The sequence below is a fragment of the Sulfidibacter corallicola genome (assembly GCF_017498545.1).
Classification (GTDB): domain Bacteria; phylum Acidobacteriota; class Holophagae; order Acanthopleuribacterales; family Acanthopleuribacteraceae; genus Sulfidibacter; species Sulfidibacter corallicola.
Window position 1 is genome coordinate 10785001 of the sequence record NZ_CP071793.1, and the last position, 15964, is coordinate 10800964.

Below are 15964 nucleotides of genomic sequence, written 5' to 3' on the forward strand. Positions count from 1 at the left end.
GACTTATACCGATGCACATTCAGTCAGGCAGGGGAGATTCGTCCTCGTTTCCAATGAGCTAAAACGAGGGATCTTGCCTGTATCGAGGAGGTTGAAATATGGGTGAACCTTTTTTGGGTGAAATCAGGTCCTTCGGATTCAATTTCGCCCCCAAGGGCTGGGCGCTTTGCAACGGCGCGTTGCTGCCAATCTCCAACAACCAAGCCCTGTATTCCCTGATCGGAACTCAATTCGGTGGCGACGGCCGCACGACCATGGGACTTCCCGATTTGCGCGGTCGTGCGCCAATTCACCACTACCCACCCGCAGGTGTCGTTGTCGGTAACACAATCGGGAGCGAAACCGTGACCCTGACCCAAGCCCAGATGCCCGCCCACACACACGCGTTTTATGCGGCCAATGAGACGGCCGACCAGTTTGCCATCACCTCAACGCGAACCCTCGCCATTTCGGGGGAGAATGCCTACAATACCGCCGCGGCCAACCTGGTGACCATGGCTGGAGACTCGCTCAGCAATGCCGGCGGCGGTCAAGAACACAACAATATGCAACCGTCCATCGTCGTGAATTTCTGCATCGCTTTGACCGGGTATTATCCGCAAAGACCCTAATGGAGCGACCACACAGGAGTTGGGTATGAGTGAATCTTTTCTGGGGGAAATCCGCATGTTCGGCGGAAATTTCGCGCCTCGCGACTGGGCTATTTGCAATGGTCAACTGCTCAATGTCAATGACAATCAGGCTTTGTTCTCCTTGTTGGGCACCATGTACGGCGGGGATGGCCGCGCCACCTTCGGTGTACCGGATTATCGCGGCAGAATTCCGCTGGGTTTCGGCCAGGGACCCGGCTTGACCAACCGAAGCCAAGGCGCCCGATTTGGAGAACCTTCGGTCACCTTGGTCGAAAGTACCATGCCCGTGCACACCCATCCCATGCAGGGCTCCGCCAATACGGCCAACACCACCCTACCCGGTGGCCACATTTTGGCTGAGGTGGACGGTGTCTTTTACGAACCGCAGCAGGCCGGCGACAAGCTGCAAGACTTTCCGGACAATGTCGTGGGATCCACCGGCGGCGGCCTGGCCCACGAAAACCACATGGCGACGCTCTGCATCAACTACATCATTTCGCTCAAGGGTACCTATCCCTCACGTTCATAATGGAAGGAGGTTCTTATGTCTGAGCCCTTTATCGGAGAAATTCGGACCTTTCCCTACACCTTCGCTCCGGAGGGTTGGTTCAGTTGTGACGGCCAGTTGATCCAAATCGCCCAATTCACCTCCCTATTTGCGGTGATCGGCACCATCTACGGCGGTGACGGCCGCACCACCTTCGCCATGCCCCCGCTCAACAATCGCGCTGCGATGGGCTTCGGTACCGGCCCCGGCCTGCCGCCTGCCGTACAGGGCTACGCCGTCGGCGCGAATTACATCACGTTGGTTCCAGCGCAACTTCCGCAGCACGATCACATCGCGGTAGCTGAACAAGACCTGTCCGATCAAGAAAAACCCACCGGAAGTTACGTTTCCATCTTCCAGAATACCAGCGGTGGAGGCGTGATGGCCTACAAGGAATCCCCGGCATCAGGAAATATGGTGCAAATGAGCAGCGCAGCCTTGTCCACGACGGGCTCGGGCCAGTCTCATCTAAATATTCAACCCGTTCAGGCGTTTCGGTTCTGCATGGCCTGGGATGGCATTTTTCCATCCCGATCCTGAACGACTACCTTTCATATCGCCAGGTCCCTACCACCATCTGGAATTCAGGTAGGGATCCGGCGAATCGACGCGTGAGGTAACCTTGGCTCCGATGGCCGCGCTTGCAATCGGCGGTACCTTCGTCCTTTCGCGGTCATTTTGTGCATGCGATGGTTCCACCACTGGCTTGGCCACCAATCGCAAACCTGTCCCTACCAGAACTTCCACCAGGGTTTTTTGTGGTTCTCCGCCGATTCGGCTTCTCCTGGTGCGCGGGCCTCGGCCTCGCTTCCAGCCGCACCGCCAGCCTCCGCCGTTGCCTCGGTCGCGATATCGCTTTCGGCGGGCTCCGGCTCGGGCTGGTAGCGTTGCCAGCTGGGCTCTCGAATCGGCCCTGGATCCCATGCCGGCGGCTCGTATCCCCACTTCTCGCGGATGCGCTCGAGCTGGGCCAGGAACGGTTCGGCCCGCTCGGAATCGACCATCTTCACAAAGGTCGCGTAGCCGGTCAGGGCCGCGATCACGTCCGGACTGTGGCCCCAGGTCCGCCCCTGCGGGCCGTGCCGCTCGACCTGGTGCAGGGTCGCCCGGAACCGGCGCAGCGTCTTGCGGTCCACCGACAGCTTGTCGTTGACGACGATGCCGGTCACCTCTTGCCGCCGGCCACGCCGCAACACACGGGTTTTGTCGGGGTGCACCACGAACCCTTCCTGCTCGACGATGAACCGTGCGCCGCGCAGGATCTTGCCGGCCCGGCTCGCGGCCTCGCCGTTGGCGGAAAACGTCAGGTCGTCGGCGTAGCGGCTGTAGCGGTAGCCCCACTCTTCGGCCAAGGCGGCCAAGCGTCGGTCCAACCGGCGGCAGGCGATGTTGGTCAGCGCCGGGCTCGACGGGGCGCCTTGGGGCAGCCGCCGCTCGCCGCGCGCCACCCAGTAAAGGGTGCCGTCCATTTCGACGCGGTCCATTTCGGGCTCGGTGGTCAGCATGGCCAGGATCGTCGCGACCTGGCCGGAATAGCCCAACTTGCGGTAGACGCCTTTGACGCGCCGGTACGATAACGTCGGGAAAAAGTCTTTGAGGTCCATGTTGATGACCACGTCGGAGCCCACGTGTCGCCGGGCGTTGTCGACGATCGAGATCCCGTTCCGGAACCCGGTGGCGGCCTCGTGCAGCGGCACCTTTTCGAGGATCTCGCGCAGTACCCAACGCTGCATTTCCTTGAGGCGCGGCATCGGCGCCGCGATCAGCCGCAACCCACCCGTCTTCTTGGGCACGTAGAACCGCTGGTAGTGCGCCACCTTGGAAACCTTGCGGCCGAACGCCAGCCAGCGCAATTCGCCGACGCTGATCTCCATGGCCGACGCCAATTGGGCTGCGTCGTGCAGGACCGGCAGGTCGCCCGTACGGCCCAATCTCGCGGCATCGGATTCGCGGTCTTGCAGGGTCTGCGAATGGCCATCGCCCAGATACAGGATGTCACGTTGCTTCTCCCGGCGCCACTTCTCGGCGCGAGCCTTGCGCGCGGCCAGCCGCCGTGCCTTCGTCTCCGCCCGGCGCTCCTTCGCCTGCGCCATGTTGCGCTTGCGAATCGCCCGAATCATGGCTTCCTTGTTCTCGAGGCGGCTCAGCTCCGTGTGCAGCGCGCGCATCTCGCGTTCCAGCTCACCGGTTCGCTCGATGGCGCCCTGGGCCTTCTGAAAGGCGGGATCGGCCTCGTTCCAGAAACCCAGCGAGACCATCTCCTCGAGAATGACCTCTTTCTTGGAGGACTCGCGAATGCGGTCGTACAGTTCCTGACGCGCGTTGTTCATGGGTTGGCCCCCGATCTGGGAGGGGCGACGACCCGAATGTGGAGAGGGCGGCGGCGACTGTCGACCTTCGAGAGAATCTCGAGACCGGATCGATCAACTCGACGCGGAACCGCTATGTCGGTGACCAGGTGGTTCAGGGAATCCAAACCGACCTGGCACTGACATAGCGAGTTCCGCACAGTGAAGATCGAGCCGGTGATGCGTGACAGATCAGGTTGCATGGATGGCGAAACGCCACCCGGGTTGCAAAGCCGACAATCACCGCCGTAATGGTGGCCATCATACCCGCAAAGCGGGGTGGGGACAAGGGTGGGAAACCGAACCTGCATGCGTGTCACGGCTGGGCCTCCCCTCGGTCTCGGGCAAAGGTCAAGCGGGTCGCCAACATGTGGGGGCAGGGCCCGCGATAGAGTTTGTTCTGGCTGAAGAAATTGCACTGGCAGGACCCGCGCCGCAGCGCCTGGTCGCCGTCGATCATCAGTTCGGTGCGGTAGCTGTGGCGCCCGTCCACCACCTCGGCGGCGAGGTGCAGGTTGCCCTCGGGATCCCGGTTCGCCGAACTCAGGGTCACGCCGCCCGCCTCGATCAGTTTGCGGGCCTCGGCCTCGCGCTCGTTGGCGAACCGGAAGCGCTCCATCGGCAACGGCTCACGGCTCAGTTCCCGCGCGCGATAGAGGTTCTTGGCCAAATCGAAGATCACCCGCCCGGCCTGGGCATAGGCGCTCAGCGAGCCCAACACCATCTCGCGGGCCAGGCCCACCTCGCGGGCAAGCGTGTCGGCCGTGCCTCGCCACTCCTTGCGCAGGGCCTGGAACACCGTTCGCTGCGTGTCGTGATCGACTTCCGCTCGCGGGGCCATCAAATCGAAGTTGCCGGCGCGCGACCAGTCGTTGGCGGTCCAGCCCGACATGCCCAGAATGAAGCTCATGTCGCCCAGGTCGGCGATCACGAACGAGGGCATGCCGCTCCCGACCAGGCAGAAGGTGAAGCCGCGCGCCACCGGGATCAGGCGCTCCAGAATCAGCAGGCGGCGCCGCCCCCACAGGCGAATCTCGGTCTCCTCGCGGCCGTGGTACTCGCTGCGCGCGCACACCAGTTCGTGGTTCCAGGGTTCGAACACCGCACGTACGGGCTCGCCCGGCTTCAACTGAAATCGGATGCTGCGCGGGCCGTGGGTTTCGCGATGGCGCCGCAACAGGAAACACATGTTGTGGATGTCCATCGGGGTCAGGTTCAGCCGGATCATGGGCAGGGTCATGGCCGAACTGACCTGCAGGAAGCCGCGCACCCAACTGTCGGGCAAGTCGATCTTGACCTCACGGTAGGTCTCGTCGCGACCGGTCGTGACCTCGAAGCCGCCAGGATCCACGTCGAACCGCGTGGTCTTGTAATTGCGGATCTTCTGGAACTCGTTGTAGAGGTTGGCCGAGTAATCGATGTTGGTGGTGCCGCAGGCGAAGTCGTCGATGTTTTTAAAGACCTCGTAGCCGCAGCTCAGCCGGCCGTAGGTGGCTTCGTCCTGGCTGAAACACTCGAAGAAGATCTCGTCCGGATGGACCGTGATCACGGGGTCCAGCACGAACCACTTGTCGTAGTCCTTTTTGTAGAGGTAATCGAAATAACGTCGTTCGGCCTTGTAATAGGGCGCCAGCAGGCGGTTGCGCTCGGCACGCGCGGCTTCGAAACGGCCGCCCACCTCTTTCATCTGGCGTTCGAGGTCGCCGCGGCCCCTGGTCAGCTCGGCCATTTCCTCGAGATCCTTGGCCTCACGCCACGCGAGATAGGCGGTCTTGTCGCGTGGTTGAAAACGCAGGTCGGAGACGACGACATCGTGAAGCGCGGACATCGCCTCGCGGAACGGGATCGATCGCGAGAGTTCGCCACCGAAATAGGTGGGTTCGCGCAGGGTATCGGGCGCGAACGAAAGGTCGGTGGCCGCACCGCTGCTGCGGGCGCTGGTGGACCCACTGTACCGGTAATTAAACTCCACGTGGCCTCCTCTCCCGAATGGGCGGGGCATGCACTTCGAGCGGTGAATCCAATTGCGGGAACCGCGTGCGGATGGACAGCAGAATCGACATGCACTGGTCGCGGTCGCCGACGGCGATCGTCTGCGAAATGGGCGCGATGATGTCGCGAACCCGCTCTGCGCGGGCTTTGTCGCCCTCGGCCTGACGTGCGAGGAAGGCGAAGACCCGGGTCTTGGCGATGCGCGAGCGGTTGACCCTCAGCAGCACCGTGGTCAGGAACGGCTCGAGCCGGTCCAGCTCTTCGGCCGAGTCCTGGGCGTGTTCGAGCAGGAGGTTGGTCGCGAGAAGCTGCATGTCGGCGGAGGGATGTTCGCTGAGCCGAACCAGGAACGCACGCCCGTCTCCAGCCTGGAAGTGACGGGTCAACAGATCGCGGCCGAAGGCCCGCACGGCGGGTCGGGTACTGTCGCACAAGGCTACCAGGTGCGCCGGTGCAAACGCCTCGGGCGGCAGCTCTTCCCGGAAGAAGCGGAACGCAAACTCGCGGCAGTCCTCCCAATCGGTATCCGGCAGCCGCACGGCCTCGTCCATCTCATCCAACACGCGATCGCGATGGCGGGCGAAAGCCGCTCGTCCGTATTCACGCAGCGCGAGGGTGTCGTTGTGGGCCAGGGTCACCATGTCGCGCACACTGAGCCGCGTGCTGTCCCAATGGCGGGTCAGGACCTGGGCCGCCACCTCGCGCGCGTGGCGATAACGGCTCTTGACCAGGCGCCACAGGGTGGCCTCGTCCAATTCGGCGAGGCCGCGATCCAAGGGGCCACACAGGACGTGGGCCAGATCGGCATGTTGCGCCTCTCCCTCTTCGGGCATCTGGAGGTACCGGCTCAGGGTCGCGGCCATGAGCCGGGCAAAGCCGCCATGGGCCAGCGCCACCCGTTCGATGATCGGCGCGGCCGCCTGACGGATCGCGGCATGCGGCGAAAGTACACTCTCCAGGATCAGGTCGTCACGTTCGAGCAGGGTCTCCACCGGCAGGTTCCCTACCAGCGAGATGCCAGTCGCGCGCACGGTCGGATCGTCAGCCCGCAACAAGGCCGCCAAGATCTCGCCCGGAAGGTCTCCGGCAGGTATCTCGTGCTGAAGCAGCAACTTGCCCGCGAACCATTGAACCGGCGCGGCGGGGTGATCCAGCAAGCGCTTGATCCAGTTCAAGTCGAGTGAACGCAGGTAGGCGGCAAGACTCACCGAGAGACTCGTGTGCAGATCTTCCAACACGGCCGCCGAGACATCCCCATCGAGCGCCAACACGGCTTCGAGGAACACCCGGCCCAGCTCTTCTTGACGGGTCAGGGAAATCACTTGGGCGACCAGGAGTTCGTTCAACAGGCGGCGGGGCGGCGTTTCGGGGTGGGTGGCCAGCAGAGCCAGCAAATCGGGTTTGTCGAGCGCGACGGAGTGGTGTTCGGAGATGAAGCCACAGGCCAGGTCGTGGGCTCGCGGCGCGGATGCCGCAAGCAGGCTGGACAGCAGAACCATCGGGAACGGATCCGGTACCAGCCGATCCTCGATCCAGGCCAAGGCCAGGTTTTGGGTGATTTCGTAGGGGGTGCCCAAGAGCGCGACCAAATCGGGTTCCGGGACCACGGCACTGAAGGTGCGCTGCGGTTGAAGCACCTTGCAGGCGAAGTGGTGCACCTCCTCGCTCGCCGATTTCCGCAACAGGTCGATCAAGGCCTGGGGATGGGCATCCCAGATTTCGGGGTAGGCCTCCTCCCGTCCTTCGGGTCGGGGCTCGGCGGGGTCGACGCCGGCCCGGCACCGCCAGCGGCCTTTGCTGGAAACCTCGAAACGCGGGCTATTGGCGAACAGGAGGTGGCTGAAACAGAAATGGCCGGCATAGGGTGAACTCGTGGTGACCACATCCTGCTCGGTCGCATAGTCATAGTAAGCATAGACCCTGGCGGGCCGCACGTCTTCGTCGGTGAAGTGGCCCAGGTATTCGGTGGCCATGCGCACGAAATCGGCGGGGTTGTCGCGGGCCTGCTTCTTGAGTTCGCGCCAACAGCGGCGATACAGGTACTCGCGCGTGGTGCTGGTGAAGCCGACTCGGGATCGGGTCTTGCGGGCTTCCTTTTTTACCTGGAAGTAATCCCAGCCAAGGGTCACGTATCCGTAACTACTGTGCATGGCCTTGGCCGCCTCGAAACGGTAGGCCAGCAGGCCGAACACCTCGAAGTCGTCACGCAGCAGCGATACCTTGAAAATATTTCGGAAGTGCGGCATGTAGGGCGGGCCTACGGGCAATTCGCGCAAGAGGCGCAGCAGTGCGGGTCGATAAGCCGCCAAATCCCAGATGTACAGCTCCCGTAGCAGACTGGCGGAACGGTAATCGGGGCCGGGAAAGGATTTTTGGAACCAGCCGGACACCTGGTCGAGATTCGCCAGGGCTTCGCGGTGGGTCGGTGGCAAATCGGCTTCGAACGCGGCCGCCTGGCGGTCCCGCTCCTCACGAGGCTGCAGCATGCGAATCACCTCGCACGCCATGCCCGTCAACCAATCGGGGCGGCGCTTCTGATCGGCGACGGTCTCCAACCGAGGGATCAGGTCGTCCAGTCCACAGCGACCCGCGGCCCAGATCGCCGCATACAGCACCTCGTTTTTCTTGGCGCCGAGCGATTCGGCGATGACCTCGCGCGCACCGTCCAGGCGTCGCTCCCCGACCCGCCACAACAGCCTGCCCAGACCGCGCTGGACGCGGCGCGGGTGGCGCGACGCGGTGACCAACTGCTGGAGCAACACGCGATCGGGCGGCGCAAGTTCGGCCAAACGGTCTTGATCGATGACGACGGGTTCCGGTTCCGGAATCGCGTCCGATCCGCCGGCCTCGGCATATCCTTTTTTCTTCTTATCGGCGACCAGCTTGTCGAAGAGGGCGAGGGCCTTGTCGCGGTCGACGGGCAGCGGTGTCTTGGAACCGTCGCGGAGGTCGGCGCCACGCCGTCCATAGCGAAAGTTGACGGTGTACTGGTCGGTGCCCACCTCGCACAGGTCGATCTCGTAGACCTTATCCGAGGAGCCCTTCTGAAAATACAATATGACCTGACGTTCTAACTTCACGGGTCGTTCCAAGCCAAGATAAAAATCTGATAGTCGTCGAAGAGACCTTCATCCTAGCACAGGCATATGGAACCCGAACAAGCGAAAAACACACGAATTTGGGCGAATTCGGTGTAAATCACATAACCGTTTCGTGGTTTTTTGGAATCGTTCCTGCCTACGCGGGGCAGCCATCGAAAAGCGAATGTCTTCGACCCTAGCCAGGCCGGGCCGTGGCGTTTGGAATCCCAAAGGTACCAGGCCAGTAGGGCACGGCCCGAGGAATCGCTCGGCAAGCGGGAACCCCGGGCAGGTTCGTTTCAAGAGAGGCGCGGCCAAGGGGCAAGCCCGCTCGATTTCGGGGAAAAAACAACCCGAAGCGAGCCGGCCCGGGGAACCCGGTATTCGAAGAGGGACGTCGTACGCGGCCGGTAAGGCCAGGTCGGTGCGGTGGCCTTACCAGCCCGCCATACCGGCCAGGCCCAACCTACAGCCTCGCCGACCCTCGCGACATGCGAGAACTTCTCGGCTGAATCGCTTCGACAGGTACATCCAGCGGATGTACCTACCGGGCATGGCGAATCTCTCGGCAAACGGGAACTTCTAAGGGATTTGTTCCATGGGAAGTTTCCGACGCCCTTCCCATCGCGGATGCAGGCGAGAACTTCTCGGCTGAATCGCTTCGACGGGTACATCCAGCGGATGTACCTACCGGGCATGACGAATCTCTCGGCAAACGGGAACTTCTAAGGGATTTGTTCCATGGGAAGTTCCCGACGCCCATCCCATCGCGGATGCAGGCGAGAACTTCTCGGCTGAATCGCTTCGACAGGTACATCCGCTGGATGTACCTACCGGGCATGACGAATCTCTCGGCAAACGGGAACTTCTAAGGGATTTGTTCCAAGGGAAGTTTCCGACGCCCTTCCCATCGCGGATGCAGGCGAGAGCTTCTCGGCTGAATCGCTTCGACGGGTACATCCAGCGGATGTACCTACCGGGCATGACGAATCTCTCGGCGAACGGGAACTTCTAAGGGATTTGTTCCAAGGGAAGTTCCCGACGCCCATCCCATCGCCAATGCAGGCGAGAACTTCTCGGCTGAATCGCTTCGACAGGTACATCCGGCGGATGTACCTACCGGGCAGGGCGGATCTCTCGGCAAACGACAACTTCAAAGGGATTTGTTCCAAGGGAAGTTCCCGACGCCCATCCCATCGCGGTTACTCCATGACATCCGGTGTCACGCCAGTTGCCCGCCGCACACGTTGCAGGCCCAAGGGTCGTTTTCGATGGCCTCGCGACGGTCGTCACAGCGCGCGCACCAAAATGGCGTCACCTGGTTGAGTTCGTAGGCCAGGTCCCGTCCTTCCACCGTACCGGTTAGATCCTCATGGGTCAGGTTCCCTTCGTCCAGCCGGTAGATTCCCACGCTTTGGCCCAAAATCTGATCGGCGTACTCGACCATCGCAATCAGGTTCGAATACTTCGTCGCGATCGCTTGAAAAAGAGGCTCGGGGGTCGCCCAGGCCGTGACGAAATGGAAGACGGATTCCGAATCCCTTTCGCAGGGTGTGCCACACGCATTCCACTGCGTGCCCCAATGGGCGCAAGACCAGGAGTACCAAGAGGCATAACCGAACCGGCGCAGGTTCCCCAGGAGGCGGAAGGCAATGGCCCGCTCTTCCTCCTGGAGGCTTTCGGTCTCGATGGCGGCCTCGGGATCTTCGGTGGATGCGGCCTTCACCACCCGCTCTTCCAGATGGTAGGGAAGGATTTCATCGATTTTGAGTTCCTCGGGCATGGGTACGATGCGGTTGAAATCGAGGGCTTCTCCTTGGTCGCGAAAGGGACAATCCCCCGCAAGTACGGTACATCGGTGGGTCACCCAATTGGGCATGGTTCTCTCCTTACAGGTAGCCGCGGCACGCGTAAATAGGGCCGACGGTCGGGCACGACGGCACCACGCTTCGCCGGGCACACCCGTCGCAGGCGGCTAAAGGCCCAGCCGTGGCGACTCATGGCGGCGGAACGCGACCATCGCGGATTTTTGTGAAGGAAGGCTCGGTTTCGGACAAGGACCTGAAAAGTCACGCAAACGGGGAGACAAGAAAGGGTCCGGATTGAAGGGGTCCTGCATCGGCACTTTCACGGCCAAGGGCTCGGTGTCGCAGTCCCTGACCATGGATAGGTTCCAAACCTCGAAAACCCACTGCGCTTATGGAACATATAAAACTGGGCCAGATATCTCTGTGACCTGGAATACGCCACTTTACGCCACCATTTTTACGACCTCAAGTGTGAGATACCCGACATTTCGACACCACTCCAGACCATCCCGGTTCCCATCCAGATATGGAAATCTCCAAACTTCCAAGTGGACTCGCCTGGATGGGCACGGTCTCGGATTCCGCTTGCCAAGTCCCGTCAAGCTGGTTTGTGAGGTCATTTCGCTTGTGCGCAGCACTTTTGGCCCAGAGTCCGTCCGCAATCCTCAGGGTGCGGTCGTCGCCCTTGCCGCGTCGACAGCGTGGAAACCGAGGTCACACGCCGATCAGGAGGGGTCGTCGAAAAAAATCCGGCCTCTTTTTCCAGGAAACTCGGTTCCCTTGACAAGCGGCCGCGGAAGTCGCTTGAATCAGCGGCTCTTTTGCAGGGTCGCATCATCAAGGAGTGACACATGGAATTCTCGATCATCGGCACCATCGAAAACGAAATGAGCGATACCCTCAATTTGTCGGGTTTCGAAATTTTCCCTTCCGATGCGGTTTGGGTCCAAAAACCGCCCGAATCGATCGGCGGCAATTCAAAGGGAACCTTCGAAGCGAAAGGCGGAGGCAACGGCGTCGATCTCGCCGGAAAAATCGTGTATAACCCCGCGGGCACCACCATTCCGTTGACCCTCACCTTCTTCGTCGATGGCGAAACCAATAAAGCGACCGCCACTTATCCAATGCCCGGGCCGACCGTCAACGCATCGATCACACCGGGTCCCAACGCTCAGGCGACCTACTCCTATTCAAGGTAATCCGCTCCCCTCGAACACGGGGCCTAATGGACCCGTCGACTCCGGGCTCATTCTTCGTAGGATGAGTCCGGAGCGTCCACGGCGGTCCTGGCAGCAACTCGTTTTCACCCGCCAGGGTAGACACCGCGATGGGCGAGGCACTGGGGATCGTTTCACCGCCTGGTGGTGCGGAGACTCCTTCCATTCATGCCCAGCCTGCCCGAATCACCTCGTTTCCCAACCCAATCAGGTCATTCGCGATGCGACCCGGACCACCCGATGCTTCCCCACTTCCGATCGAAAGGCGTCGGCATTCCGGCAGGGTCCACCGCGAAACTACCAGAGCGTAGGAGGACTCCATGAAAAAGTTTCTCAGTACCTTGAAGACCCCCATCACCAATCGCGATCTCTCAAACGTGCCAAACGACACCGCCGTCGTCCGCGCCATCGCGCAGGCGGCGCTGGAAGTGGAGTTATTCACCATTCCGCTCTACATGGTCGCCATGCATTCCCTCCAAGGCATGCACGAAATCAACAGCAACGGCGTCGACTACTATCAAGGTCGCGTATGGCCCGGCTTGGCGCCCAGCGCCTCGCCCCAAACCGACAATCAAAAGGCGTACAACACTCTATTCAGCGTGTTCATCGAGGAGATGGTCCACCTGCAGGTTGCCGCGAACCTCGCCAACGGCATTGGTGCCATTCCGGTGTTCACCAATTTCCAGAACGCGGGCTGGAAGGTGTACGGTCCCCAAAACACGGTCATCCCCCATATCATCGACCTCGCCGACACCACCGCCTATGCCCAGATCAAGGTTCAATTGGGCCCGTTGGACGAGGACCAATTGCAGTTGTTCCTGGCCATCGAGGAAAACCACGACTTGGCGAAGGAAAAAATCATAAACCCCTCCAAATATTTCCCGACGGTTCCCTTCAACGGCGTGAGCGGACTCGACGACTTGCCCATGTTCGGCACCATCGGTTGGATGTATGCGTGTTACTGGGACTACCTGAGCATGAGCTACACCGACGGGGAGACGTTGTTCGAGAAAATCTTTTCGGAAAACGCGATTCAACGGGACATTTTCAATGGAACCGAAGGCACCCACCAGATGGAATATCCGAACGCCAGCCTGGCCTTCAAGCCGGACGGGGTGGCCAGCAACTTCGCTCGCGCATTGGACATGATCTCCGCCATCACCGATCAAGGCGAAGGATCGGTCTTGGGCGCCGACGAGCCCATCGACACCCAGGTCCTCTCGATGTACCGGGCTTCGCCCACGGCCTTGGCATCCGATTACCCGTCTTACGATTCGAGCGGGGCCTTATCGTGCCCTTCAGCAGACGCAACCGCGCGCACCAGCAACGACGGGAGCGATCATTACGAGCGATTCAACTCTCTTGGCTGCACAGTAAGCGATCTGGAACTCTGGACGCCCGGTAAGACCTGGTGTGCCGAAGATTTCGTGATCGACACGATCGAAGCTCAGGGTGCCTCCGGCTTGATCCCGAGCCCCGATGCCATGGCCGCCGCATTCAACCAGTTGTCCAGTGATGACACCGGTTATGTGACACTGAGCCAGGCGCTGGTGGGCGCCATTTCCGGTGTCACTACCGTGCTGGACCAGCTCTGGAAGGACAACCAGGTCCAATTCCCCTTCCCCGCCATGGCGGGCACGGGCGATCGCACCTCCATCTGCTGGGCGATCTACGGGCGTGCCCCGGACCTGACACAAACGATCCCAACACCGGACGCAGGCCATCTCCAGCATGCCTGCCAAGGCTTGAGTCTCGACGGGGGTTCCCTCGACCCCGAAGTCGCCACCTTCCACTCCTGTAGAGGTTCCAACCAATGTAAAACCCAAGGTGGTTGCGGCTTCGTCCAACCAAGTTCGGGTGGCGGCCAATGCGGTGCTTCCCAAGCCCTGATGCGGCGCTTCCAAGACGACGATACCTCCTACAGCGCACCGGCGGACAACAAGTGCAGCACGCTTGGCGGCTGTGCCGTTCCCATTTCCGCCTCCCAGCTCTATCCCAGCAGTGGCACCATGTCGGTCTATGACTTCGACGGCCAAGACGACCCGATCCTCGTCGGGCCGCTCCCGTTTCAAACGGGAGACAGCGTCTACGACACCGCGTGGAACGCCTTCACCATGATCATGGAACATCGGGGGCAGCCGCCGGGCGACAAACCGGCACCAAGCAACCTGCGCATCGCCCTTCCCCCTTCGACCTGATTCCGTCAATCGCCGGGCTCGCCCTTACCGGGGCGATTCCCGGCACCTCTCGCCCTTCGTGAAGGAGTTCGTCCCATGGTCCGCAACAATGCCCTTGGACTACCCAACTTGGGATTGGGCGTGGGCCTGCGCCACGCACATTTTTCCGCGATCCTCGAAAATGGCCCGCAGATCGACTTCTTCGAGATCATCTCGGAGAACTTCCTCGATCATCACGGGTACGCGCGCCACGTCCTCGAGCGCCTGCGTGGTTCGGTGCCGATGGTCATGCACGGCGTGTCCCTCTCGATCGGTTCGGCCGACCCGCTGAACTGGAACTATCTCCATGCGTTGCGGGACCTGGCCGGCTGGCTGAAACCCGCCTGGATATCGGACCACCTGTGTTGGACCGGCTATGCGGGCATCAACAGCCACGACCTCCTGCCCCTCCCCTACACCCCAGAGGTCTTGGCCCATGTCGCCGATCGGATCAAAGCGGTGCAGGATTTTTTGGGGCGTCCCTTGATTCTGGAGAACCCCAGCAGCTACCTGGCCTTCGGAGCGTCCACGCTTCCCGAGTGGGCCTTCCTCAACGCCTTGGTCACCCAGACCGACTGCGGCCTGTTGTTGGACATCAACAACATCTATGTCTCGGCCTTCAACCTGGGCTTCGATCCGGAAGTGTACCTGCGCGAAATCGCCCTCGACCATGTGGTCCAGATCCATCTCGCCGGCCCCAGTCACAACGGCGACCACCTCGTCGATACCCACGATCATCCAGTTCCCCCACGTGTTTGGGCGTTGTATCGATGGGTGACGGCCCGTACCGGCCCCGTTTCGACGCTGCTGGAATGGGATGCCTCGATCCCGGAATACGCCGATCTGCTGGCTGAAATTCGCAAGGCGAATCCGGTTGGCGCTCCTGGGTTCCCCGAACCGATGTCGCTTTGCATGGAAGGAGGCGTCTGATGGTGCCCGCGCAACTGGCAGAAATCCAGAACTCGATGATGCGCTATCTCTTATCCCCTGGCCCACTCGAAGCGAGATTTGATGAGGGAGGTTCCCCTCTCGAGCTCGAGCTGGCGCGGCAGGTGACGCCCTCGCCGGGTTTGAAGGCTGCGCAACGGCTGGCCATCTATCGAAAGGGGTACCTGCTGCGGTTGCTGGAAACATTGCGTGAAGATTTCCCCAATCTACGCAGGGCCATGGGAGATCCACTTTTCGATTTCTTTGCCACATCCTATGTCCGTCGAAATCCCTCGCGAAATCCCAGTTTGACATCGTTTGGGGCCAACTTCCCGAAGTTTTTGCAGCAAACCCAGGGGCAAGGCCGGGATGAACAGGACGGTCGCGTGTCCCTGCGGTTCGCGGTGGCCCTGGCGGAGTTCGAGCGTGTCCGAGCCGAGGTCTTGCGGGTTGCCGGAGACATGGACGCGGCATACGGCACGCACACCGATGCATGGTCCGCGTTGTGCACCGGACCGGCACCCAGGAACAGTCAGATCGTTCCAAACCCGACACTTCGCCTGTTGCAGGTGCCTCCCCGCGTCCTGCAGTACTTGAACCTGATCCCGGCGGATGACGCGCAGATCGAGAAGGGAATCGAGCGAGGCGTGGCCTTGAGCCGTTCCCAATTTCGACTGACCACGACGCTCCTCTCAGCCGGGCAATGGGCCCTCCTGCAACTGATCCAACGAGAGCCGGGACTTCCGTGGAGGCAGGCATTGGCGCGTTGTAAGCCCCCGATCGAGCCAGCCTGGCTCTGGGCTGCCGAGGCACGGGGACTGTGCGCGATGCGGCTGACGGCCAATGGGTTTCAAGTGGGTAACTCATCTTAGCGAACCACTTGGGATTTCCCGCATTTACAAGAGAGTCGTCGGGCACGGCGACTCTCTCTCGGCATTCGGGGACTCCGAGCACATTTGTTTAAGAGAGCCACGCACCAGCCGGCCAACCCAGCTCGATTTCGAGAAAGAAGCGACGCCGCATGGCCGTACCGGCTGCCTGAGCGGCATCGTCGGGCACGGCCGGTATGGCACCGCCGGTATGGCACCGCCGGTATGGCACGGTCGGTATGGCCAGGTAGATGCTACCGCTGGTCGCACATTCCGAAGCCCTGCTTTGATTGGTGCTTCGCTCTTTGGCGTTTCGTATTTTCGCAGC

The 15964-nt window shown here is 61.3% G+C and carries 11 protein-coding genes; 7 read left to right on the forward strand and 4 right to left on the reverse strand.

Going from position 1 to position 15964, the window contains the following annotated elements; all coding sequences use genetic code 11:
* Positions 1-98: 98 nt before the first annotated feature.
* The 3 genes from J3U87_RS32055 to J3U87_RS32065 are packed head-to-tail and all read left to right on the forward strand — an operon-like array spanning position 99 to position 1719.
* Positions 99-611 (forward strand): phage tail protein, encoded by a 513-nt coding sequence (locus tag J3U87_RS32055; RefSeq protein WP_237379885.1) that lies wholly within the window; start codon positions 99-101, stop codon positions 609-611.
* A gap of 25 nt (positions 612-636) precedes the next feature.
* Positions 637-1161 carry a phage tail protein gene (locus tag J3U87_RS32060; protein ID WP_237379886.1) on the forward strand — a complete coding sequence of 175 codons (525 nt, stop codon included), beginning with the start codon at positions 637-639 and terminating at the stop codon, positions 1159-1161.
* Between the two features lie 15 nt (positions 1162-1176).
* Entirely contained in the window at positions 1177-1719 is a 543-nt protein-coding gene (locus tag J3U87_RS32065; protein WP_237379887.1) for a phage tail protein, read from the forward strand.
* A gap of 191 nt (positions 1720-1910) precedes the next feature.
* Here the strand turns inward: J3U87_RS32065 and J3U87_RS32070 are convergent, their stop codons facing one another.
* The 4 genes from J3U87_RS32070 to J3U87_RS32085 all read right to left on the reverse strand — a co-directional run bounded on the left by J3U87_RS32070 (position 1911) and on the right by J3U87_RS32085 (position 10478).
* On the reverse strand, positions 1911-3509 hold the full coding sequence (locus J3U87_RS32070; protein WP_237379888.1) for a reverse transcriptase family protein: 1599 nt from the start codon (positions 3507-3509) through the stop codon (positions 1911-1913).
* 334 nt (positions 3510-3843) lie between these two features.
* Complete coding sequence (locus J3U87_RS32075) at positions 3844-5499, reverse strand: hypothetical protein (RefSeq protein ID WP_237379889.1); 1656 nt, start codon at positions 5497-5499, stop codon at positions 3844-3846.
* On the reverse strand, positions 5489-8599 hold the full coding sequence (locus tag J3U87_RS32080; RefSeq protein WP_237379890.1) for a WGR domain-containing protein: 3111 nt from the start codon (positions 8597-8599) through the stop codon (positions 5489-5491). The genes J3U87_RS32075 and J3U87_RS32080 overlap by 11 nt, the downstream gene beginning before the upstream one ends.
* 1222 nt (positions 8600-9821) lie before the next feature.
* Entirely contained in the window at positions 9822-10478 is a 657-nt protein-coding gene (locus tag J3U87_RS32085; protein ID WP_237379891.1) for a DUF1281 family ferredoxin-like fold protein, read from the reverse strand.
* A 780-nt stretch (positions 10479-11258) separates the two neighbouring features.
* Between J3U87_RS32085 and J3U87_RS32090 the strand changes: the two genes are divergently transcribed.
* The 4 genes from J3U87_RS32090 (at position 11259) to J3U87_RS32105 (ending at position 15639) form a co-directional block, all read left to right on the forward strand.
* Complete coding sequence (locus J3U87_RS32090; protein ID WP_237379892.1) at positions 11259-11606, forward strand: hypothetical protein; 348 nt, start codon at positions 11259-11261, stop codon at positions 11604-11606.
* A 338-nt stretch (positions 11607-11944) separates the two neighbouring features.
* Positions 11945-13822, forward strand: coding sequence for a ferritin-like protein (locus tag J3U87_RS32095; RefSeq protein WP_237379893.1), 1878 nt, complete (start codon positions 11945-11947; stop codon positions 13820-13822).
* 75 nt (positions 13823-13897) lie between these two features.
* Positions 13898-14770, forward strand: coding sequence for an MNIO family bufferin maturase (gene bufB, locus J3U87_RS32100; RefSeq protein WP_237379894.1), 873 nt, complete (start codon positions 13898-13900; stop codon positions 14768-14770).
* Positions 14770-15639 (forward strand): HvfC/BufC N-terminal domain-containing protein, encoded by an 870-nt coding sequence (locus J3U87_RS32105; protein ID WP_237379895.1) that lies wholly within the window; start codon positions 14770-14772, stop codon positions 15637-15639. Before bufB ends, J3U87_RS32105 begins: the two co-directional genes overlap by 1 nt.
* Positions 15640-15964 lie beyond the last annotated feature (325 nt).